The sequence below is a fragment of the Paenibacillus sp. LjRoot56 genome, from assembly GCF_964253335.1.
Classification (GTDB): Bacteria; Bacillota; Bacilli; order Paenibacillales; family NBRC-103111; genus Paenibacillus_E; species Paenibacillus_E allorhizoplanae.
In genome coordinates this window covers 1,044,393-1,065,856 of sequence record NZ_CAXURV020000003.1, presented here as the reverse complement: position 1 = coordinate 1,065,856, position 21,464 = coordinate 1,044,393, and the positions used below count along the sequence as shown (strand labels likewise).

19 protein-coding genes are annotated in these 21,464 nt (G+C 44.5%); 15 read left to right on the top strand and 4 right to left on the bottom strand.

The genetic code is table 11. The features are described from left to right. Positions 1-2 precede the first annotated feature (2 nt). Positions 3-1,229: a multidrug effflux MFS transporter gene (locus tag ACSQ8O_RS23765; protein ID WP_436243628.1), complete on the top strand. Its 1,227-nt coding sequence runs from the start codon at positions 3-5 to the stop codon at positions 1,227-1,229. Between the two features lie 211 nt (positions 1,230-1,440). Next, positions 1,441-1,956, top strand: coding sequence for a cyclophilin-like fold protein (locus ACSQ8O_RS23760; RefSeq protein WP_436243627.1), 516 nt, complete (start codon positions 1,441-1,443; stop codon positions 1,954-1,956). 224 nt (positions 1,957-2,180) lie between these two features. Here ACSQ8O_RS23760 and ACSQ8O_RS23755 read toward each other — a convergent pair whose 3' ends face one another. After that, entirely contained in the window at positions 2,181-2,762 is a 582-nt protein-coding gene (locus ACSQ8O_RS23755) for a TetR/AcrR family transcriptional regulator (RefSeq protein ID WP_436243946.1), read from the bottom strand. 327 nt (positions 2,763-3,089) lie between these two features. Here ACSQ8O_RS23755 and ACSQ8O_RS23750 point away from each other — a divergent pair, with 327 nt between their 5' ends. The 4 genes from ACSQ8O_RS23750 (at position 3,090) to ACSQ8O_RS23735 (ending at position 6,382) form a co-directional block, all read left to right on the top strand. Next, the gene (locus tag ACSQ8O_RS23750) at positions 3,090-4,259 is read left to right on the top strand and encodes an MFS transporter (RefSeq protein ID WP_436243945.1); all 1,170 of its coding nucleotides are present in this window, start codon (positions 3,090-3,092) and stop codon (positions 4,257-4,259) included. 220 nt (positions 4,260-4,479) lie between these two features. Continuing rightward, entirely contained in the window at positions 4,480-4,809 is a 330-nt protein-coding gene (locus tag ACSQ8O_RS23745; RefSeq protein WP_436243944.1) for a GNAT family N-acetyltransferase, read from the top strand. A 205-nt stretch (positions 4,810-5,014) separates the two neighbouring features. Continuing rightward, positions 5,015-5,533, top strand: a complete 519-nt coding sequence (locus ACSQ8O_RS23740) for a hypothetical protein (protein ID WP_436243626.1) — start codon at positions 5,015-5,017, stop codon at positions 5,531-5,533. A gap of 663 nt (positions 5,534-6,196) precedes the next feature. Further along, a complete protein-coding gene (locus tag ACSQ8O_RS23735) occupies positions 6,197-6,382 on the top strand; it encodes a hypothetical protein (RefSeq protein ID WP_436243625.1) in 186 nt (61 codons plus the stop codon). 235 nt (positions 6,383-6,617) lie between these two features. Here ACSQ8O_RS23735 and ACSQ8O_RS23730 read toward each other — a convergent pair whose 3' ends face one another. Then, entirely contained in the window at positions 6,618-7,757 is a 1,140-nt protein-coding gene (locus ACSQ8O_RS23730; RefSeq protein WP_436243624.1) for a DUF5667 domain-containing protein, read from the bottom strand. 247 nt (positions 7,758-8,004) lie between these two features. Between ACSQ8O_RS23730 and ACSQ8O_RS23725 the strand changes: the two genes are divergently transcribed. Further along, complete coding sequence (locus ACSQ8O_RS23725) at positions 8,005-8,844, top strand: copper amine oxidase N-terminal domain-containing protein (protein WP_436243623.1); 840 nt, start codon at positions 8,005-8,007, stop codon at positions 8,842-8,844. A 197-nt stretch (positions 8,845-9,041) separates the two neighbouring features. Here the strand turns inward: ACSQ8O_RS23725 and ACSQ8O_RS23720 are convergent, their stop codons facing one another. Next, a complete protein-coding gene (locus tag ACSQ8O_RS23720) occupies positions 9,042-9,176 on the bottom strand; it encodes a hypothetical protein (RefSeq protein ID WP_436243622.1) in 135 nt (44 codons plus the stop codon). A 92-nt stretch (positions 9,177-9,268) separates the two neighbouring features. Next, positions 9,269-10,018: an SDR family NAD(P)-dependent oxidoreductase gene (locus tag ACSQ8O_RS23715; RefSeq protein ID WP_436243621.1), complete on the bottom strand. Its 750-nt coding sequence runs from the start codon at positions 10,016-10,018 to the stop codon at positions 9,269-9,271. A gap of 146 nt (positions 10,019-10,164) precedes the next feature. Here ACSQ8O_RS23715 and ACSQ8O_RS23710 point away from each other — a divergent pair, with 146 nt between their 5' ends. The 8 genes from ACSQ8O_RS23710 (at position 10,165) to ACSQ8O_RS23675 (ending at position 21,229) form a co-directional block, all read left to right on the top strand. Continuing rightward, the gene (locus ACSQ8O_RS23710) at positions 10,165-10,389 is read left to right on the top strand and encodes a hypothetical protein (protein ID WP_436243620.1); all 225 of its coding nucleotides are present in this window, start codon (positions 10,165-10,167) and stop codon (positions 10,387-10,389) included. 261 nt (positions 10,390-10,650) lie between these two features. Then, positions 10,651-11,616: an ABC transporter permease gene (locus tag ACSQ8O_RS23705; protein WP_436243619.1), complete on the top strand. Its 966-nt coding sequence runs from the start codon at positions 10,651-10,653 to the stop codon at positions 11,614-11,616. Positions 11,617-11,631: 15 nt separating this feature from the next. Continuing rightward, the gene (locus ACSQ8O_RS23700; RefSeq protein WP_436243618.1) at positions 11,632-12,510 is read left to right on the top strand and encodes a carbohydrate ABC transporter permease; all 879 of its coding nucleotides are present in this window, start codon (positions 11,632-11,634) and stop codon (positions 12,508-12,510) included. A 60-nt stretch (positions 12,511-12,570) separates the two neighbouring features. Further along, positions 12,571-14,103 carry an extracellular solute-binding protein gene (locus tag ACSQ8O_RS23695; protein ID WP_436243617.1) on the top strand — a complete coding sequence of 511 codons (1,533 nt, stop codon included), beginning with the start codon at positions 12,571-12,573 and terminating at the stop codon, positions 14,101-14,103. Positions 14,104-14,234: 131 nt separating this feature from the next. Continuing rightward, positions 14,235-16,505, top strand: coding sequence for a helix-turn-helix domain-containing protein (locus ACSQ8O_RS23690; protein ID WP_436243616.1), 2,271 nt, complete (start codon positions 14,235-14,237; stop codon positions 16,503-16,505). 130 nt (positions 16,506-16,635) lie between these two features. Continuing rightward, the gene (locus tag ACSQ8O_RS23685) at positions 16,636-18,822 is read left to right on the top strand and encodes a glycoside hydrolase family 88/105 protein (protein ID WP_436243615.1); all 2,187 of its coding nucleotides are present in this window, start codon (positions 16,636-16,638) and stop codon (positions 18,820-18,822) included. A 31-nt stretch (positions 18,823-18,853) separates the two neighbouring features. Beyond that, positions 18,854-20,026, top strand: a complete 1,173-nt coding sequence (locus ACSQ8O_RS23680) for an oligogalacturonate lyase family protein (RefSeq protein WP_436243614.1) — start codon at positions 18,854-18,856, stop codon at positions 20,024-20,026. A gap of 15 nt (positions 20,027-20,041) precedes the next feature. After that, complete coding sequence (locus ACSQ8O_RS23675; protein ID WP_436243613.1) at positions 20,042-21,229, top strand: TolB family protein; 1,188 nt, start codon at positions 20,042-20,044, stop codon at positions 21,227-21,229. Positions 21,230-21,464 lie beyond the last annotated feature (235 nt).

Sequence of the window (21,464 nt, the reverse complement as noted above, 5' to 3'; positions counted from 1 at the left end):
GCATGAACGATAAACTTAAAAACCATTCCCTCCGATTGGCTTTAATACTGGCCGCATTTTCCGCATTGGGACCATTTACAGTCGATATGTATCTCGCGTCGCTTCCGCAGATCATGGATTTTTTCGGAAGTAACGCATCCATGATTCAAGCGAGTTTAACAGCCAGCCTGCTAGGTTTAGGCTTAGGCCAGATGGTCATGGGACCTTTAAGTGATAGGTATGGAAGACGTACCCCATTGCTGATAGCCATGATTCTTTATATTGTTTCATCTTTTGGTTGTGCTTTAGTACCTAATATTGAATCTTTCATCGTTTTACGCTTCGTCCAAGGGGGGGCAGCATCTGCCGGACTCGTGATTTCTCGTGCGATTGCTCGGGACAGATATAATGGGGTCGAATTGACGAAATTTATCTCTCTGCTTACGATGATCAGCAATGTCGCTCCATTAATATCCCCGAATGCCGGAAGTGTTGTCACATCTTTCGGTTCATGGGTTGGTGTGTTTGTTTTTTTGGGGCTTCTAGGAATACTATTAACAGGGATCACAACATGGGGTTTAGAGGAAAGCTTACCTGTACAGCATCGTGTACAGGGAAACTTCAAGGAATTAATGAGGAACTACAGTCTTCTGTTTCACGACCGAACATTTATGGGATATGCGCTTGTTAATGGTATTTTGTTCGCTGGTGTATTTGCCTTTGTTGCTGGCACTCCGTTTATTTATCAGAACATTTTCGGTGTGTCACCAGGAATATTTTCGATCCTGTTTGCTATGAATGGTCTGGCTATTATGATTGGAGCGCAAATAGTCAAACGTGTGGCTGGCCAGCTAACGGAGCGCAGTATATTTCGTTTCGGTTTAACGCTGTCCTTTATTTCTACTTTCGCAATCCTGATTACGGTTCTCTCTCAGGGATCTTTACTGGCAGTATTTGTTTCAACCTTCTTATTTGCAGTATCCATTGGAATCATTGGACCGGTTTCTATTACCTTAGCGATGGAATCGCATGGACAAATGGCGGGGAGTGCGTCTGCCGTCATAGGCACTTTTCAATTCGCACTAGGAGCAGTTACTTCCCCACTTGTGGGAATCGCAGGAGAGTATTCAGCCATCCCTTTTGGAATCGTTATATTTACAACCAGTTTACTGGCCATTGTTTCTTATATCGTCCTCATTAGGAAGGCGGAGACTGTAGGTGCTGTAAACAGCACGAAAAAAAATACGTAACTCTATACGTAACTCTAATGGAGGAATAGAGAAAATGGAAATCAGGAGAGTCGGGTCCCAACCTTCGGGCAAAGGACCGTCTGAATATTTCACTGACACCTGCTCGTGTAGCAGGAGCAAGCGTTACGTTCGAGCCAGGTGCGCGGACAGCATGACATACGCATCCACTGGGTCAGACGATCAAAACCTGAATTAGGGGGATGCCAAGAGGATGAATAAATCTATACTTATCGCTTTGGTAACGGCCTTCTCCCTTGCTGCTTGTGGCGGTAAAGAAGAGTCCAAATTCTTAAGAGATGATAATGCGAAAAATAACAGTGCCACTAGTCTAGCGGATACGACTAAGTCTACGAACAACCAGGCTGCCCAACCTTTCACGTCATCGACCACAGGTAAGCCTAGTTCGAAAGATGTGAGGGTCAAATTGACGTTTGACAATGAGGAATTCATTGTAAAGATGTATGATAATCCAACTAGCCGGGATTTTTTGACAAGGCTCCCGTTGACACTCACACTTAAGGAATTTGGTGGCTTCGAAAAATTGAGTATTTTGAATAAAGAATTATCTACGGAAAATGCATCGTCAGGAAGCGATCCGGAAGTTGGGGATTTCGGTTATTACGCTCCGTGGAAAGATGTGAACATGTATTATAAAGACTGGAGCTATTCGAGCGGACTTGTCAAATTGGTCAAGATTTTAGATTCGTTTATTAATTCATTAAAGTAACTCAATTGAGCTAACGAGGAACGTTTATTCAATAAGCAACATTAGCAAAGGCTGCCGGCATAATCGGCAGCCTTTGCTCACCTAACGGGCAGATTAGTGCAATAAACATTGTTCATTTCGTATATCATAGTTTGTACATTGCGTCTTATGAGTTAAGAATTTTTTGATAGGAGTTGAACATTCTAAATTAAGTTCATGATAGATTTTATAGAACTACCCAACATCTACTTAAGCAATGTAAGTATAATCTCTACAGAATTATTAATAAATGATCGTTCTGGACGAGATTTCATCATTACGGTAAGTCCGATTAACGATACAACAAGTGTCTGTGCTAATGCTTTTGGGTTCATGTCGGTTTCAAGCTCACCTGATCGTAAACCTCGTTCAATCGCTTCTTGAAATATGGCAGAAAGATACATCTGATGTTCCCTTGTAAGAATTTCAAATTTCTCATCATGAGGAGCAAGTTCCACCATCGTATTAATGCAAAAGCAGCCCCGATTGCAACTTTCAGAGTATCCTTCTTCTACAATACCCTCAAATAAAGTGCGAAATCCTTCTTTTACAGATGAACGATTCTGAAGTTTAGCTCGGACATTGGAAGAGTGATAGGTTGTATATTTCCGTAGCGCGGCTTCGAATAATTCTTTCTTGTCACCAAAGGCGGAGTATATGCTTGGCCTCTGAATTCCCATTCTGGATGTTAAATCACTTAAAGAGGTAGCTTCGAATCCCTTCTCCCAATATATTTGCATAGCTGCGTCTAATGCAATGTCCACATCAAATTCCCGTTGCCGAACCATGACAGCACCTCTTTCCATATCGTTCAGTATGTTATGATTTTAAGCTTTGATGGATTTGCTGTCAAATCAAGCCCCTTCAAACAATAATTTATAACAACCATCTCTTGACAGTATGAATGTGTGGCGAGTAATATTTACACAGCATCATAACATACTTATCGGTATATTATACTGATTGGTATATAATTAATTTAAAGAAGATTGGATGTGTGAACAATGGAGATGCTATCAGAAAAGGCGGCAGTTATTGCCGGGAATGATTGCGAGATAGTTGAGGCTACAGCACAAGGAGCATACACCGTATTCGATTCCGTTCCTGTTACTAAGATGTCTCGTTATGTGGCACTGTTATTTGCAACCGCCTGCGGGTTGGCTGTCGCAAATATCTACTACGCACAACCGCTGCTGGACGCCCTGGCGAGCGAGTTCAGTATTGCGCATTCATCCGTGGGCATTGTCATTACCATTACACAGATTTGTTATGCACTGGGACTGCTGCTGTTGGTACCGCTCGGCGATCTGCTGAATCGACGTCGGCTGATCCCCGGTCTATTGCTATTATCCGTATTGGCTCTTATTGCGGTTGGCATCGCCCCAACCAGCACGGTGCTGCTCACAGGCTTGGCTGCGGTTGGACTGCTCGCTGTAGTAACGCAGGTGCTCGTGGCGTTTGCGGCGACTTTGGCTGCTCCTGTCGAGCGCGGACGAATAGTCGGCTTAGTGATAAGCGGAGTAGTGATCGGCATTCTGCTTGCGCGAACCTTCGCTGGCGTATTGACCGATCTCGCCGGTTGGCGTTCGGTTTATCTCGTCTCAGCGGCGTTGATGCTCGTCATGGCTGGCGTGTTGTTCCGTGTGCTGCCGCATGATGAACGCAAAAGAGAGTCACTAACTTACCCACAGTTGCTTCGTTCGGTAGTCGCTTTGTTCTTGCAAGAACGAATCTTACGCGTCCGCGCCGTATTGGCTTTGCTGATTTTTACCGCGTTCAGCACATTGTGGACTTCGTTGGTGTTACCTCTAAGCAGCCCGTCGCTGTCGCTTTCGCATACGGCTATTGGAGCGTTTGGTCTCGCTGGAGTTGCCGGTGCATTAGCGGCATCTCGGGCAGGGCGGCTCGCCGATCGAGGTTTAGGACAGAGGACCACCGGAGTCGCGCTGAGCTTGTTGCTGGTATCATGGTTGCCAATCAGCTATACCGAACACTCGCTGTTTGCATTGATCGTTGGAATACTCCTCCTTGATTTGGCGGTGCAAGCCGTACACGTCACGAACCAGAGTTTAATCTATAACGTGCGCCCAGAGGCACGCAGTCGACTCACTGCCGGCTACATGATTTTCTATTCCATAGGAAGCGCCACCGGTTCAATTGCTTCGACCAGTATCTACGCTTACGCTGGCTGGAACGGAGTATGTTCATTAGGTGCCGCTGTCAGTGCTTTGGCCCTCTTATTCTGGGCATTGACCTGCCGTCCGCGGTCTGTCATATCGAAATAATAATCGTGCCTCGCTTAGCCCATCTTTTATTTCACACAATGACGACGAAGTCTATGCATTAAGCTTTTGCCAGTATAGACTCCTATTCTGTGCTATTAGCACGACCAATAAACGAAAAACATCCAACAAATGGAGGGTGAATCCAAAGGCATAATATAGGAATTTACATATTATGCATAACTAATATGTAGATCCTTTTGTTTTACGGTGAGGAAAGAGCATTAATCGAGGAGCATTATCAGACAAGTCACTCGTTGTATGGGTTGCTGATGACAATGGATTAGTTGTATCGACGGTATGTTTTTGCAAATGTCGATTTTTACCACGATTTGAAAACCCTTCTGGATTGGTTGCATACATGGCTAATGTTTTCACAATCCCAAATTATCGTCGTCAAGGTATAGTATCCAAACTTATTAGTGAAGCAATAGAGGATTTGAATACACAAGGAATTAGAAAAGTTCTGCTACATTCGTCTGATATGGCTAAACCTGTGTATGAAAGTCTTGGTTTTATAGAAGGAAAGAACTATATGTCAATAAATATTTAGTGCTAGAACTACTTCACAGAGAGTGGAAATAGGATGACATAACAAAGCTTATCTCCTGCCATGAATGAAAAAGCTTATTTGAGGAAGGCTGCCGCGTGCAGCCTATTGTGCTAACGGACAGATATGTTTGAATATTGAATAGTAGTTGCTTCAAAGGGGGATGTTGTTATTGTATAACACACCCATTTATGGCTGGAGGAGCAATATGAGGAAAACTGGATTATGTCTTACGGTGTTGGTTTGTCTAACATTGTTAAATCCATTTCCACCACAGTTAAGAGCGAAAATGTCTGTATTCTCTCCACAAGATATGATTGGTATTTCGGATTATATTGTAGTTGGAGAAATTAAAAAAGATATTCCTACAAAAAAATTAAATGCTGAGTATACAAACATACGCAAGGAAGTAAGGATTTCAGTGGAGTCCGTTCTAAAAGGCAGTATGGCACAAAAGGAAATTGTATTAAAGCGAGATTTTCGAACAGATATCATGCGTACAGATGGTGTTGACTTTAATTTTCCTAAAAAAGGCACAAAAGTTATGCTGTTGTTAAGGGATTATGAAAGAAGTGGAATATCACTTACGTATGCTAATAGTATTTGTGTAATTAATAAAGGCAAGGTTCAACTATATGATGGTATGGGATTTGGTAGCAAAGATGTAACCTTTGAACCAAATGATTATGAGAAAGCTTGCCAAACCTTTTATGACAAACGGAAATGAGAGATTAGCGGCTGAGCTAACGGGAAACGTTTGTTCAATGATAGCAGTGTAAGACTTGCCAGTTTGAACGAAAGGTGATCGTAGTCATTTTTACTAGGTTTACATTATAGATTGATAGAGCCTGAATCCCTTTTCTCAATGTGATTTATTTTGTGGAGATTAAGGGAGGATTATGCAAGAATAATCTCATTTGAAAAGCTTTAGTTCCCAGTAAGAAATTATTGTTTAATTTCGCAGACCAACTAAGTGATTGGCACAATGTGTCTGCTTATATTACTTCTTAAGTGAGTACAATATATATGTTTCAAATAACTCAAAAGAAAAGCGTGAAATCAGAAACTTATTATTTCATCAAGATAGAAAGGAGGTAATTTCAATGTCCGATAAAACTAAAACTAAGATAACCAAATCTCAGCGGACCGTAGATAAGGAACTGCAATCTCGAACTCGAAAATCGCCTGACCAGTCTGCACAAAATAATACACACGATCAACCAGGCGATGCTTAAAAACATTTAAGCGAACCATTAAAGAATCTGTTGGTGTTGATTACACAAATGCATGAGGCGAAAACGAACCAATGAGGCTTTATGTTTAATAAGGGTGGAAAATAGCATCATAATTTAGTAGGGAGATCAACTTTCCAATTGGGAGGATAAATACAATGACATCCAGTAGAGGACATCAAGGAGCTCATGGCACAGGACAAATTGTTAAGCAACTGAACAATCAAGCCCAAGCCGCGGAGCAAATTCAAGGAAGTAATAAGGTCGATCAAGAAATTATTGCAGCCGCAAACGAACATAGTTCAGAACTGGATGAAATCATTAATACGGATGTCAGTTCCTAAGTTGAGCTTCGGCATAGAACGATCTAAAGTAATACGAGTTAGAGACCTGCGGCATGCTTCATGCTGCGGGTTTTTTCTTGTTCGACGGACATTGTAGTACGCACAGCTGGTAATAAAATAATCGAATTAAGGGTAGAGTCTCGCCTAGAGGTTTAGAGGTTACATATAAGAATGCTAGGTACATTGTTGTAACAAGAAAAACCGTCAGTTTCTCACTGACGGTTTTTACATGGTATTAATCTTGTTTGCTACCTTTACTTTTCTCGTTCTTGTTTCCGTAGTCGTTGTCGTGTCCGTTGCCGTTCCTTTTTTCGCCGCCGTTGTGTTGGCTATGGTTCTTTTTCTCTTTTGCTATACCAGATTTATCAATATCCTGTTTGTCATCGCGCTTCTTCGTTTGATCTTCTTTTTCCGTTAGGAAGTGCTCCTGTTTCTTTTGGTCTGAGACAGGCTCGTTTGTAACTGGCGTTGGAACTGGTGTTGAGGTTGGTGATGGAACCAGCGGAGCAATGGACTGCTCTTCCTTAGCCGTAACGTTCTCATTCTCCTGCCCCAGTTTCTCTTTACGTTCGATTTTGGCCAGTTTTTTATCTAGATGAGTAAACGACTTCTCTATATTTTTCATTAAAGCTAGCTGGGCTTTCGGATTCCCCGCCTTTTCCAATGCCGAGGCCAAGGCTAGAATGTTATGCTGCAAATCGGTCTTTACCTTCAGGACCTGCTCCGGATTTTTCACTTCCTTTACAGGAGTGGTCACGTCTTCGGTTTCGGTTTGCTCAGGATCTGCTGTCTGCTCACTGCTCGATATAGCTGTGATTGTTGTTGCAATTTCTTTTTGTGTTGAAGCCTCTGCTTCAGTAGCCACCGCTTGGGTCGTATTTTCTGCTAGTGTAGTCTTAACGGTTATCGAAATACCAGTAGCCTGGTCTGTTTTTTGAACAGCACTTTGCTGAGTTTCCAGCGACTTCTGAAGAGATAGACTCGCCTCATTCGATTTTCCTTGAGCCAATAAGGCGTTCGCTTCTTTTAGTCGCTCTTGGGCAAATGCGGTAAGCAGTCGTGCCTCCTTTACGTCATTGACAGTTAGGGCCATTCGAATATTTTCGTACATTGTTTTTACAAAATAGAAGAAGTCTCCGGGCAAAAGATCTGGAGATTCCGTTTCGGATTCGTTCAAAGTCGTGCCTGCTTGCGAGGAGACAGACGTATTCTGGGTAATGCTCACGGATGTGGGATTAGACGACGGTGCTGTTGTTGTTGTAATCTCCGAAGCCAATACGTTACCGGTACCCACGCTAAAAACGAGTATGCTGAGCATGACGCTCTTAGCGAGAAGGTTGTTTCTTTTGGACTCTTTTGTTAACTTCAATATCATGAGTATTACCGCCTTATTAAGGTATTTTAGCTGCAGCTGATACTAAGGTATACGAGATCTAAAAGTATTTTTAGGGGGCAGGTAGGATTAGGTACGCAACGGTAACAATAGCTAAACAAACAAATAGGCTGCCACAAGGCAGCTTAGGGAGTACTGTGAAATAATATTTGTAGAGTAAGTATACCCTCACAAAAATAGAAGAAGTATCCGAATATATAAGAGTAGACAACTTAGGAGGCGTAAAAAGATGAAAAAAAGATGGATGGTTATCGCGTCATGTGTACTGGCAACGAGCCTTATGGCAGGATCGGCATTTGCAAAATCCGAAACAAGCAATGCTAATGAAGGCAAGTCGGATAATGTGAAAGTTAACGTTGATCTCAAGGTGAATGCTAAATTGGATGTGACTGTTACATCCGATACTTATGGCAATCAAGGTCATAATGGATACAAGGGGCTGCTCAACGCGATCAACAATGTGAAGGACAAGCCTGCAGGGGCTGTTATTGCCGAGCTTCTTTTGACAAAATACGAGACTCAGCTTACTGCTGAAATGAAAGCTGAGCTTGAGGCCATCAAAGAGAAGGACGCAGCCTTATCGGCGTTTGCTGATCTGTTAGATAGAACCGGGAGCGTAACCGACGCGGTTTACGTTCAAAAGGAAGCTATTATTGCAAACGTTACAAATCTTGATTCTTACAAAAAGCTTGGTAAATTGTACGATAAACTAGGAAAAAAAGGTGTGAAATTATACGTAAACGGTGAAGAGCCAACTTTCGAGGTAGCTCCATTTATCCGCGAAGGCAACACTCTAGTTCCATTCCGCGCTATCTCTGAGGCGTTGAAAGCAACGGTTACCTGGAATGAAGAAGAGCGTTCAGTTACTGTTACACGCGATGGTATCACAGTGAAACTCTTTATTGATAGTAAGACAGCAACTGTCAATGGGAATGAAGTTACTCTCGAAGTTCCAGCAGCGATTGAAAACGGCAGCACGGTTGTGCCGGTTCGTTTTGTAAGCGAAGCCTTAAAAGCAGCAGTTAAATGGGAGTCAGAGACCCAGTCTGTCGTTATTTACGAAGATTAATCCAGTTCAAATTCTAGGAGCCATCCAGTCACGGATGGTTCTTTTCTCATTTACAATAGTTGAGGAACTATAGTTCAGCAAACAGATGGATCTTACTATAAGCTATAGTCTAGATTATTGTTTGTGCGGGTTTTTGAAGGTTATAAACAAACAAAATGCCGCAAAAACCATGCGGCATTCTTCTTCAAGTCGAGCGGTTACTCTTCTCTAGCTTCAACCTCGCCATTCATTTGTTCGGCATAGGCACGTATCAGATCGTAATCGTGATTAAACTCAGGTTCTGCTATGCGTGAAGTTTCTTGCTCTTGAGGGATTGTTGTCTCTTCCTTCAAATTGCCCACTCCTTCCTTTATTAGGGATTAGGATTACCTATATCCGATTTGTTATCCATGCCCTGTCATGGAGCGGTCTTGTCTCTTTTTCTTTATTCCTCTATGTACATCATTTTAACGGTCATACCGCCGTCTATCGTCAGGTTCTGACCCGTAATGAATCCTGCCTTCTCGCTAGCTAAATAAAGACAAGCCTCTGCAACATCTTCTGGCCTGCCTACTCTGCCTACGGGATGCTGGCTTTTATCCACTTCCGTGTGGGAAAAGCTGCCCTCGTCCCTTACTTCAATCCACCCTGGAGAGATCGCGTTGACGCGAATGCCGTAGCCGCCTAAACTGATGGCCATCGCATGGGTCAGTGCAGAGATGCCTCCCTTGGAGGCTGAATATGCCTCGGTATTAGGCTCCGACATAATAGCCCTGGTTGACGAGAGATTAATGATGGCGCCGCCCCTTTCTTGTGCTTTCATGATGCGGGCTGCAGCCTGCGAGCAGTGAAAAGTACCTCCCAAATTTACGGAAATGACCCGCTGAAATTGCTCAGCGCTAAGCTCCAATACATCGGAATTGTGCGTAATCCCTGCATTATTCACCAACACATCGATGCTGCCCAACAAGGAAGATGTACGTTCCATCCATTGCTCAACCTCCTCATTCTTGGAGATGTCGACCTTCATGAAGAGTGCATCATCTGTAAAGGGGCGTAGAAGTTCAATTGTCTCTAATCCTTTGTCTTGATCAATATCCGCAATGGAAATACCATACCCTTCTTGTGCAAAAGAAAGCGCAATGGCTCGTCCTATGCCCTGTCCTCCGCCAGTAATGACTGCGATTTTCCGCATACAATCACCTCTATCTCTATTTTCCAACAGTGTAACACAACTCCTGCTTTAACATACGCGTCTACGCTTGACTCTAACACTAATGTCAATGTTTATACTGAGATTATCTCGAGCAGAAATCTGCCAGAAAGGAAGTATGATACGTTATGACGATCACGCCACAAGAAGAAAACATGATTAAAGCTCTTCGTGAAGCGGCATTGCCTCCATTATATGTGCTCATACGAATTAGAAATGAGATTTCAAATGACACTATAAATGTCGAAGAGAGCCGTAGGGATGACGTGGTGAAAACATTAGAACAATACATCGCCCCACTCTGGGAAGATTATCATAAGGGGAAGAATTCACAAACCCAAGAAGGGCTTTAACGAATTATTTTAAACGATACTGTTGGTCCTGGTGAGCTAGTACAGTCACTAGGGCTTTTTTTTGTCAGCAATCATTCATAAAGGACCAGTCGAACAAATGATCAAAATGGGTTAGTTACACCCTGTACTACGGATGATTACCCTTCCTGAACAAATGAATATAGACGGATATTTCCTCTGCTTACTAGTATTAAAGTGTAAACGTCGCTCCGGAAGGATGCGGCGGGCATGATTCATTAGACAGAAGGAGTGAACGACATAATGGCTGCAATCGATTATTCAGCACATAAACAAGCTGAAACATGGGCTAAAAAGAGAAGATTGAATCGCCTGACTGGAAAGCTGCTCAAGGACCGGTGGCTATATCTGATGCTGTTGCCGGGCATTGTCTACTTCTTACTATTCAAATACGGTCCCATGTGGGGAATTGCGATTGGGTTTCAGGATTACTCTCCGTTCCAGGGGATGTCCGGTAGTAAGTGGGTAGGCTTAAAACATTTTATTCGTTTGTTCAGCGAACCTACTTTTTTCAAACTATTGAAGAACACGCTGATCTTATCTCTCGTTAATCTAATTATTGTTTTTCCGATGCCAATTATTGTAGCGCTTATGCTCAATGAACTGAGGAAAGAACGCTTCAAGAAAGCCATACAAACGCTGATCTACATCCCTCACTTCATGTCCTGGGTGATCATTATCGGTATGTTCTATGTTCTGTTTGAGTCACATGACGGCCTATTTCAGAAGTGGATTGTGTCGCTCGGGTTTGAACCTTTCACGTTTATGATGGATCCCGATAAATTTATTCCGATGTATATCCTGCAAAATATATGGCGCGATACAGGCTGGGGAACAATCATCTTTCTGGCTGCTCTGGCAGGCGTGGATACGCATCTTTACGAAGCGGCACGTATGGATGGAGCAGGTCGGTTGCGTCAAATGTGGCATATCACGCTGCCGTCGATCCGGAGCACTATATTAATCATGTTTATTTTGCAGCTTGGTAATATTCTTGAGCTCGGATTCGAGCATGTCTATTTGCTCCTTAACTCGCTCAATCGGGAAGTAGCTGAAATATTTGATACGTATGTCTACACAGCCGGTATCTTGAACGGGATGTACAGTTATTCGACGGCCATAGGTGTGTTCAAATCAGCGGTTGGTCTAATTCTAGTCGTACTCGCCAATCGGTTATCCAAAAAATTCGGTGAAGAAGGTATATTCTAAGGAAGGGTGAGACACATGATTCACGATCGAAGTTGGGGTTCCCGATTATTTGACATTATTAATTATACAATTCTGATCCTGTTTGCACTCAGTACGCTTCTACCCTTCGTGCATATTGTAAGTTCATCTTTCGCTAGTCCGACGGAGAAGCTTACGAAAGATTTCGTATTGTTTCCAACACATTTCACGCTGGATGCGTACCGTTTTATATTCTCAACGGACCGTATTCTGAATAGCCTTCTGGTCACCGTTCTAATAACAGTGGGCGGAACCATCGTTAATCTGATTATGACGTGCTTGATGGCTTATCCGCTTTCCAGAAGAGATTTGATCGGACGTAGACCGATTATGATGATGGTGATTTTCACACTTCTATTTAGTGGAGGCATGATCCCCACGTTTCTGATCGTGAAAGCTTTGGGACTACTGGATTCCATGTGGGCACTCATTATTCCGAGTGCAATTAGTACCTTCAACCTCATTATTCTCAAAAACTTCTTCCAGCAGATGCCGGATGGTATTGAAGAATCAGCCAAAATCGACGGTGCCAACGATCTCAGTATCCTTGTGCGCATTATACTTCCGCTCTCACTGCCAGCGCTTGCGACATTCGGTCTGTTCTACGCAGTTGGCCATTGGAATACGTTCATGTCGGCCATTCTGTATATTCGAGATACCGACAAGTGGCCGATTCAAGTGCTGCTTCGCTCCTTTGTTCTGTTATCTGAAGGCCGGTTAGACGATTCTGCAAACCTAGATGGGGATATCCAATTGCCGCCAGAAACGGTGAAAATGGCTGTCATTACAGTGGCTACGCTTCCGATCCTCTGCGTTTATCCTTTTTTGCAAAAGCATTTCGCGAAAGGTGTTATGATGGGTTCTATCAAAGGATAAATACTAGAACCCATTTAACCATAGCATTCTCAACTATTATAAAATGGAGGTCTTGATTACATGGATATGCGTAAAAACATGGGAGTAAAAGCAGTGGTGGCGGTTAGCGTGGTTAGTTTGCTGATGACGGCTTGTTCCGCGGAGAAGCAAACATCCGAGCAGCCAACATCTGCACAGCAAACGGGAACACCGAAGGATGCTCAGCCTACGACAATTGAAATTATGAGCACCTTGACTGGCGTAGCACCGAAAGAAACAAGTGACGTACAAAAAGAACTTGAGAAACTTACGAATACGAAGTTGAATATTACTTGGGTACCGGAAACGGCCTATAAAGAGAAGTTGAACGCAACATTAGCTTCTGGAACGCTGCCACAAGTCATGTTCACGAATGAAACGAAATCCGCTAATATCATTAATGCAGCAAGGTCGGGAGCATTCTGGGAAGTCGGCCCTTATCTGAAAGACTATCCGAATTTAAGCAAACAAATGGACCCAGAGGTGTTGAAAGGCATTGCGATTGATGGCAAATTCTATATGCTTCCTCGTCACAGGGATGCTGCTCGCCACGTCATCACAATTCGTAAGGATTGGTTGGATAAATTGGGGTTAGCAATGCCGAAGACGTTGGATGATTTGTATAAAGTATCAAAAGCATTTACAGAAAATGACCCCGATGGGAACGGCAAAAAAGATACGGTTGGCTTAGTGGAAGATGGACTCAATGCCATGGTGCGCAGCATCGCCGTTTATCATGGCGCCCCGATGAATTATGGTGTGCAGAACGGGCAAGTAGTTCCCAACTTCTTGACGCCAGAGTATTTGGATGGTCTCAAATTTTACAAGAAGCTGTTTGCCGAGAAGTTGATGAATTCCGACTTTCCTATCATTAATACGCAGCAGCGCCGGGATATGATGGCACAAGGTAAAGCGGGGATCATGATCGCCGTCGAATCCGACGCTCCGGTTATTCAGAAAGAAGCGGTAAAGGTGAATCCGAAAGCGGAATTCGATTTAATTCAAGGTGTGACGGGACCAAAAGGGCTGATCGTATCAGCTACTTCAGGGTACAATGGCGCCATTGTATTTTCTAAGAGCAGCATTAAAACGGAAGCGGATTTCAAAAAAATTCTAACTTTCTACGATAAAATGTCGACGCCCGAAATGCTAACCTTGTTGGGGAAAGGTATTAAAGATATCGATTACAAGATCGTAGACGGATTCGTTGAACCTGTGAATCCCCGCGCTGAAGATCGAAAAGCCGACACCAACTATCTTTCTTTTGGCGTCGCAAATCCGAGTAATGAGTTACCCATTAAATCAACTGACCCGCTAGTCATAAAAGGGAAAAAGCTAGTGGCTGACAATGCGAAGATTGCCATATACGATGTAACGACACCACTTGATTCTCAAACCAAAGTCGAGAAAGGTCCAGAATTAGATAAGATTAGCCGTGACGCGCAGATTAAATTCATCATGGGTGAAATCGACGAGGAAGGGTACAAAAAATCACTCGAACAATGGCGCAAAGCCGGTGGTGATCAAATCATCAAGGAATTTACAGAGGATTATAAGAAACAAGTCGGGAAATAAGTATGTAGAGATGGAAGTGTATCTTCCATCTTTTTTCACTTGCAAACTAGGAGTGAATCGGCTAATTACATTCGGTTGTATGCTAAAATAAGAACTAGTAGATAAGGAAATCCACCAGCGGAGGTAAATTCATGAAAACGCGTGGTCTTACATATTTAAACAAATTAGTGCTGTATGGGTTTGTACTGGGTATTGTACCTCTGCTGGCATTGGGTTTTTTTTCTTATATTCGCACATCCGGTACGATTCAAGACTACGTGGTGGAAGGTAATCTACAAATATTAAAGCTGAGCCAGTCGCGAATCGAGCAGAACTTGAAGACGGTGGAAGCTTCCGCTACAACTATGCTTCATTCCCCCTTTGTGGAGAGTGTACTTTCCCTGCCGCTAGAGGGGAAATATTATAACGAATTTGAGCAACTGACAGGCAGTATTCGTCAATTGCAGGTGTTTGAGCTAGGTGTTAGCGATATCGAATTCTATAACATGCACGGTAAATGGAAGATCGGAAATAAGGGGATTTACCCTTTTAACCAAGAGGGGACCCGCCCCACGTTGGACATTCCGCAGAAGACATTGTGGGAATCGAATGAGAATGGGATTCGCATGATCAGCAAAAAGCCAGCTTATGATCCAGACCCGGATGTGATCATCACGGCAGATATCCCTTTTTCACATTTGCGTAAACTGCTGCTTGACACAAGCCCGCTTGGAAGCGTTTTTATGCTGGATGGTGGGATGAAACTGCTTGGTTATCAAGACGAAAGCTTCGCTCGTGACTTTCTCGGAGGAACGGAGATCGTCAATCAATTGAACGCGTCGGATGGCAATATGGGTAAACTCAATGTCCACTATGGCAAGCAAGAGTATGCCGTTACCTTTGTTCGTTCTAGCTTCACAGGTTGGCTGTATGTATCGGCGGTTTCGATTAATGTCATTACGCAGGAATCGAAAGCGATCGGGGAGTTTACCATCTGGATCTGCGTAATCATCATTCTCCTTGTTCTTATTTTCTCTGTCATGGGCTCTAACCGATTTTACAGTCCAATACGCAAGCTTTATGCCACAGTCATCGGTCAGGACATGCTTCAAACCTCCCATAATCTCAAACGTGAGGATGAGCTGCAGCAGATTGGTACGAGGTTTCTCTCCTTGTTGAACCGACAACAGGAAATGTCTGGCCAAATCCAGGGGCAGGTTGTACAGTTAAACCAATTTTTTGTGCAAAAGCTCTTCTTTGGCGAAGTGGGACCGAGAGAAATTAAGGAGAAACTGTCCATTCTTCAATTCCCTCAGAATTGGCGAAGCATGTATGTCATGGCTATTGAAATTGATACATTGGAAGGTAGCCGATATCAGGATCAGGATCTGGACCTGCTGTTGTTCGCCGTGAACAATATTGCGGGGGAGCTCGCTCCACAACATACCCTACTCAACCCAATCGTTCTGAACGAATCGCAGTTGACAATTCTGGGTACGGACCGTGATGATCCAGCTTGGGAAGAGGACGTATATAAACTGGCAGAGGAGATTCAACGAGCGGTTCGCACGTATTTAAACATTTCGGTTAGCGTCGGACTTAGTTATGCATTTGAGGAATGGACGAAAGTACCTAAAGCGTATAAAGAAGCCATAGATGCGCTCAGATACCGCGTTAAGCTCGGTCACGAGACGATTATTTCCATACGTGATATTTTTGCGGATTCCCCTGCGGAGACTTCTTATCCCGTCAAAATTTCGGATGAACTTCGGCAGGCTGTTAATGCCTCGGACTTGGAACAAGCGACCCTTCTTCTGCATCAATTGGTCCGGGAACTGGTCGTGCAGCCGTTTCACTTCCATGACTACCAGTTTTCCCTTATTCGGTTTTTATCTGAACTGGGCAGTCTGCTTCAGGATCAAGGCATTTCGATTCGCACACTAATGAAAGACGATGAATCGATCGTGGAAAGCCTGTTTAAGTTGAGAACGACGGAAGAGGTCGAGGCTTGGTTTAAGGAAGTCGTTGTAGGTCCGGTATTGCTACTGCTGGAGGAAAGACGCAGCCATCAATTCCGCAAAATTTCGGAAGCTGTCATCCAGATCATTCACGAAGAATATGATACAGACTTAACGTTAGAACTATGTGCTGACCGTATCGAGTACCATCCCCATTATGTCAGCAAAGTTTTTCGCCAGGAAGCCGGCGTTAATTTCGGTGATTATTTGTTACAATATCGGCTGACGGTCGCCAAGAAGATGCTTCTAGAAACGAATATGAAAATATCGGACATTTCCGAAAAGTTGAAATATACGAATTCAACGAATTTTATCCGTTCTTTCCGTAAGGTTGAGGGGGAGACCCCCGGTCAGTACCGTGAACGGATGCAAGAGATCCCTGCTTCAGGAAGCGGGGCGAAATAAGTGAGTAAATTAAGCGCCCTTCGAACCGGGGAAACAACCGGAAGAAGGGCGTTTTATGCAATCTGAACAAATGAATATAGACTGCAATCCAGCATGGAACCTATATTTAAAGGCGAAAGGAGGAGAAAGAATGAAACGGTATTTCGAAGTAGAAGCCGGCATGGCCTATAAGCTGGCAGATCAGGACACGGACACGATCCTTGAGACAATTGCAGGTGCCTATATAGCGAACAATCCCCCGCATCCGTTTGTATTTCGGTGCATCAGCAGGCTTTCGATCCCTCAGCTGCAGGATGGCAGATTCGATTTTAATATGCAGGATAAGCATCCGAATGCTTCCTCTGGTCAATATGCTTTCGCCCTTGGCATGCTGTGGAGTGACAATGTCAGGTCTGTCGAAACAGCCCTCAATTGTTATGGTCCGACCAAGCTGCTGCTGAATGGCAAGCTACTGTATAAATCAAGTGTAGCCGAAGAGGTAAACGTAGAGACACGCAAGATTGTTGAAGTGCCGTTGCAAAAAGGCTGGAATGCTTTCCTACTCGTCTTCCGCAAGGTAGCTTCTGGCTTTGGCTGTGTATTTGGCTCAAACCGCAGCCATTCGAATCCTCTGGATTTCATGAACCCGTTCCATGAAAGATATGACTGTGGTGGCTGGGTATATTCGGAGCCGCAAGACGAGGAAGCGTTCGGTGAAACTAATTTTCCCGATGTGAAAGGCTTGGAATCAGACTCTCAAGTGAGGTGGCTTCCATCTCGGGCATGGACGGTGGATCAAGCGTCGCTGATGAATTGTGCTCGCATATTCGGGATTCAGCCGGGGAAAGTGGCCTATGCATGGTCGAAAGGGGAATCTGTTCTCCCCGGTCGACACCCTTTCGTTTTGAAGGGATGGTCAACCGGCCAGCTGTGTATCTGGGTTAATGGCGAACAAGTGGCTATATCCGAGACGGAAGGGGTTTTTGAGGTTGAAGTCCAACTTGCTTACGGAGCACACAACTGGTTAGTTGAGTCGGTTTGCGGGGAGACAGACTGGGGTTTCTCACTGGAAGTGTACGCTTACGACGAGGCGTATTCGTTCAGTCAGCCGCATCCAGTGAAAGGTACGGATGAAAGCTGGCTGTATGTAGGGCCGCTTGAGCGCGCTGAAGGTATCCTCCCAGAGCAGCTGCAAACGATGTCTCGTTTGTTCGAAATGGAAGATGGCAACCACACCTATTGGCGGGTAGACAGGCCGGGCATGTGGGTCAGACCCTACTTGCACAATGCCCGTTATGCAAGATGGAATTATCCGATCGGCGTAACCTTGTATGGTCTCCTCCAGACGGGCAGAAAGCTCGCGAGATATGATATGGTCCGATACGTCCTTCAACATCTGAAAGCGTGTACGACCATGTACAGCTACGCGCTGTGGGATCGTGAGCAGTATGGGTATCCAGCGATGAACACGAAGCTGGTTGATATGAAGATGCTAGACGATTGCGGTTCCATCGGCAGTGCGATGCTGGAGGCAAATAAAGAAGCGCAAGAGGACGGTTTTGTCAGGTTGGCACATATCATTGCCGATTATATGGCCAACACGCAAGAGCGGCAGGACGACGGTGCGTTCTATCGGGAATCCAAAGGCTACTACATGGAAAATACGTTATGGGCGGACGACTTATACATGAGTACCCCTTTCCTGTGTCGTTACTACAAGCTGACAGGAGAACGCAAATGGCTTGATGATGCGGTCAGACAATTCCTTCTTTATAAGAAATACCTATATCTTACTGAGGAAAAACTGATGTCTCATGTCTATGATTTCAAATTTCCTATGGCTAATGGGATACCTTGGGGTCGCGGCAATGGCTGGGTTATCTTTTCGTTGTCTGAGCTGCTGGAGGTGATGCCAGAGGATCATCAAGACAGGGAGGCATTGCTTTCCTTCTTCCGAGACTTCTCCGAGGGGTTACTTACCCGCCAAGGGAAGAATGGCTTATGGCATCAAGTATTAACAGATGAAGGTTCGTTCGAGGAAACGTCCTGCACAGCGATGTTTATATATGCCTATGCGAGAGGTGTACGCTTTGGCTGGCTGGATAAGCCCCGATTATATGCAAATGCCGTACGTAAAGCGTGGAGCGGGTTGATCAGCCATGCTTTTGAAGGGAATGGATCCGTCCATGGTGTGTGCTGTGGATCCAAATATTCCTTTTCCCCTGATTATTACAAATTTGAGCTTAAGGTGGTTACGAACGATCCTCACGGCATTGGCATCGTGCTGCTTGCTGGAATTGAAGCCGATGCGATGAATCGGATGTTAGCAACTTTATAACAGCAGAATAATTGACGAGGAGTGGATGGATATGAAAGGCGATGTATATTACTCAACGATCGGCAGAAAGCAAGACGAGTTGACGGGTGTCGAGGTGATACAGCTCACGGACAATTCCGGCGATACGTATCATCCCTATTTCACCAAAACATTGATTGACTGTGAAAATAATTACATCCTGCTGGCTTCTAACCGTACGGGTTCGATGCAATTGTACACCTTACGGTTCAAGGACGGACAAATGGTGCAAGTTACCGACCAAGACGGGGTCAGTCCTTTCTGTTCCGTACTCGATGCTTGGCATCATATTGTTTATTATTTTGCCGACCGTACACTGATGCGGGTTCGCCTTGATAATCTGGAAGTCGAAGAGCTTATGCAAATTCCGCTAGGTTTTAAACCCAGCGATCTATCCATAGATAATTCTGGGAAATTCCTATCTTTTTCGTATGTGGAGCATATGGAACTCTGTACGGAAACAGGGGGTACCTATTCAACGCACAGGGAAAAGCACTTCCGCAGACCAACGAGCGTGGTCATCCGTTATGACATCGAAAAAAGATCTCCATATGTGGTATGGGGTGAAGGGCAATATATTTCCCATGTGAATATAAGCCCAGTAGACCCGAACATCATTTTGTTTTGTCATGAAGGTCCATGGCTACAAGTTCAGAGAATGTGGACGGCGCGGATCGACCATGACAAAGTGTACCCGCTCGTGGATCAGAAGGTCAATTTGGAACGGATCGGACATGAATTCTTTACCGCCAGCGGCAGGATTGGTGCCCAATATTCATCAAGGGAGCAGATTGGGGATGAGTTTTTGCGGCATGGCGATATTTATATCAACGTGGATGGCTCGAACGAGAGAAGATATTATTACCCATACACTCGGCCTTCCCATGTTCAGATGAACTACCAGGAAACCATGGGTGTTGGTGATCGTGCGCCGATTCGCGAAGTGATGGAGGATAAAGGAAACTATATGTCCTTGTTGAGATACGAAGGGGATTCCATTGAAGTCGGTCTTCTTTGTGCTCATGGTACGTCTTGGCGCAGCCAGATGTCGCATCCGCATCCTCTTTTTACGCGAGATGACCAGCATATTGTGTTCTCCTCCGACAGGGGCGGCAAATCCAATGTCTACATGGCTAGGGTAGATTGGGAGAAAACGATAAAGAGTGACAGGCGGATAGACAGATAGGGAGGAGAAGATCTCATGCTTCATATCAAAAATGAGCAAGTGAAAGCAGAACGGCTAACACAGGAGGATGCGCACTATTTTTTTGGTTATTATGATACACCTGCGTGGAGTTTAAGCGATCGGTATCATCTATGTCATAAAGTTGATTTCATGGATCGACTTCCGCATGCGGCAGACAGCGCCACTGTGGGATACATCGATATGCTGGATCATTCTTTTCATCCCGTGGCGGAAACGACTGCGTGGAATTTCCAGCAGGGGAGCATGCTGCAGTGGCACCCTGCCTTTCCAGAAGAGGAGATCATCTACAACACGAGGGATGGCGAAACCTACAGAGGCACGGTGCAAAACATTCATACAGGATCCTCCAGGCAACTGGAGCTTCCGGTGGCTAATGTCGATCCCACAGGTACGTACGCGGTAAGCATTAATTTTGACCGTATGTTCGATTTTCGGCCTGGTTACGGGTATGCAGGTAGAGAGGATCTGTATAAAGAAGTTCGTCATTCTACGAATGACGGGATTTTTCTAATCGACTTGGCAACAGGCGAATCCCGACTCGTATTGTCCCTTCAACACATATGGGACTTCACGAAATCACGTTTTCCTAGCCAAGATAAGAAGTTGCTCATTAACCATATCACGTTCAATACGGACGGTTCCCGTCTTGTTTTCCTTGTTCGTTATTTTCCTGAGCCTGGAGAAGTCTGGGAAACGGCTATCCTTACCGTCAACCGTGATGGTTCTGACCTATTTCTCTTGTCCGATTATTCGTATGCGTCTCATTATCATTGGCGTGACCGGGAGAGCATTGTTTTCCATTCACGCGGAGCAGAAAGCGGCGACGCAGGTGATCAATTATATGTGCTTAGGGATCTGACTCATGAGGCTGAGATAATCGATACCACATTCTTCTTGAGGGACGGTCACTGCAGCTATTCACCAGATCGTCAGTACATGCTCTATGACAGTTATCCTGATGCGGATGGCTATCGGCACTTGTATGTCTATTCTTTGAAAAATAAACGCGGTGTGACACTCGGTTCCTATTACTCTTTGCCGGATATCGATGGTGACATACGCTGCGACCTGCATCCGCGCTGGAATCGGGCAGGGACGCATATTTCGTTCGACTCAACCCACGAAGGAAGACGGCATGTGTATGTGATGGACCTGCGAAACGTAATGGAAAGCTGCTGCTGAACAAATGAATGTTGACTGTTATTTGCTTGCGAACACATACTGAGCACGTGGAATAGTCCCTTAGTGAGGATGTTGCTAGGTGGATCACCCGTGAGAGGGAAGGAGGGGATGAGTAGGAAGGTAAAAGGATGACAAGGTTTGATGGATCGTTTTCAGCTATTTGAAAGCGATTGCAATGACTGGTTGCATCTAGAATCCACTGACTGAGTTGCGAAAAAGAGCTTGTAATGAAGCG

Excerpts from the sequence above, each read along its gene's own strand:
- ACSQ8O_RS23740 (WP_436243626.1), top strand. The coding sequence starts at position 5,015 with ATGAGGAAAACTGGATTATGTCTTACGGTGTTGGTTTGTCTAACATTG.
- ACSQ8O_RS23680 (WP_436243614.1), top strand. The coding sequence starts at position 18,854 with ATGAAAGGCGATGTATATTACTCAACGATCGGCAGAAAGCAAGACGAG.
- ACSQ8O_RS23705 (WP_436243619.1), top strand. The coding sequence starts at position 10,651 with ATGGCTGCAATCGATTATTCAGCACATAAACAAGCTGAAACATGGGCT.
- ACSQ8O_RS23710 (WP_436243620.1), top strand. The coding sequence starts at position 10,165 with ATGACGATCACGCCACAAGAAGAAAACATGATTAAAGCTCTTCGTGAA.
- ACSQ8O_RS23755 (WP_436243946.1), bottom strand. The coding sequence starts at position 2,762 with ATGGTTCGGCAACGGGAATTTGATGTGGACATTGCATTAGACGCAGCT.
- ACSQ8O_RS23725 (WP_436243623.1), top strand. The coding sequence starts at position 8,005 with ATGAAAAAAAGATGGATGGTTATCGCGTCATGTGTACTGGCAACGAGC.
- ACSQ8O_RS23765 (WP_436243628.1), top strand. The coding sequence starts at position 3 with ATGAACGATAAACTTAAAAACCATTCCCTCCGATTGGCTTTAATACTG.
- ACSQ8O_RS23685 (WP_436243615.1), top strand. The coding sequence starts at position 16,636 with ATGAAACGGTATTTCGAAGTAGAAGCCGGCATGGCCTATAAGCTGGCA.
- ACSQ8O_RS23735 (WP_436243625.1), top strand. The coding sequence starts at position 6,197 with ATGACATCCAGTAGAGGACATCAAGGAGCTCATGGCACAGGACAAATT.
- ACSQ8O_RS23690 (WP_436243616.1), top strand. The coding sequence starts at position 14,235 with ATGAAAACGCGTGGTCTTACATATTTAAACAAATTAGTGCTGTATGGG.
- ACSQ8O_RS23700 (WP_436243618.1), top strand. The coding sequence starts at position 11,632 with ATGATTCACGATCGAAGTTGGGGTTCCCGATTATTTGACATTATTAAT.
- ACSQ8O_RS23715 (WP_436243621.1), bottom strand. The coding sequence starts at position 10,018 with ATGCGGAAAATCGCAGTCATTACTGGCGGAGGACAGGGCATAGGACGA.
- ACSQ8O_RS23695 (WP_436243617.1), top strand. The coding sequence starts at position 12,571 with ATGGATATGCGTAAAAACATGGGAGTAAAAGCAGTGGTGGCGGTTAGC.
- ACSQ8O_RS23675 (WP_436243613.1), top strand. The coding sequence starts at position 20,042 with ATGCTTCATATCAAAAATGAGCAAGTGAAAGCAGAACGGCTAACACAG.
- ACSQ8O_RS23750 (WP_436243945.1), top strand. The coding sequence starts at position 3,090 with ATGTCTCGTTATGTGGCACTGTTATTTGCAACCGCCTGCGGGTTGGCT.
- ACSQ8O_RS23730 (WP_436243624.1), bottom strand. The coding sequence starts at position 7,757 with ATGATATTGAAGTTAACAAAAGAGTCCAAAAGAAACAACCTTCTCGCT.
- ACSQ8O_RS23760 (WP_436243627.1), top strand. The coding sequence starts at position 1,441 with ATGAATAAATCTATACTTATCGCTTTGGTAACGGCCTTCTCCCTTGCT.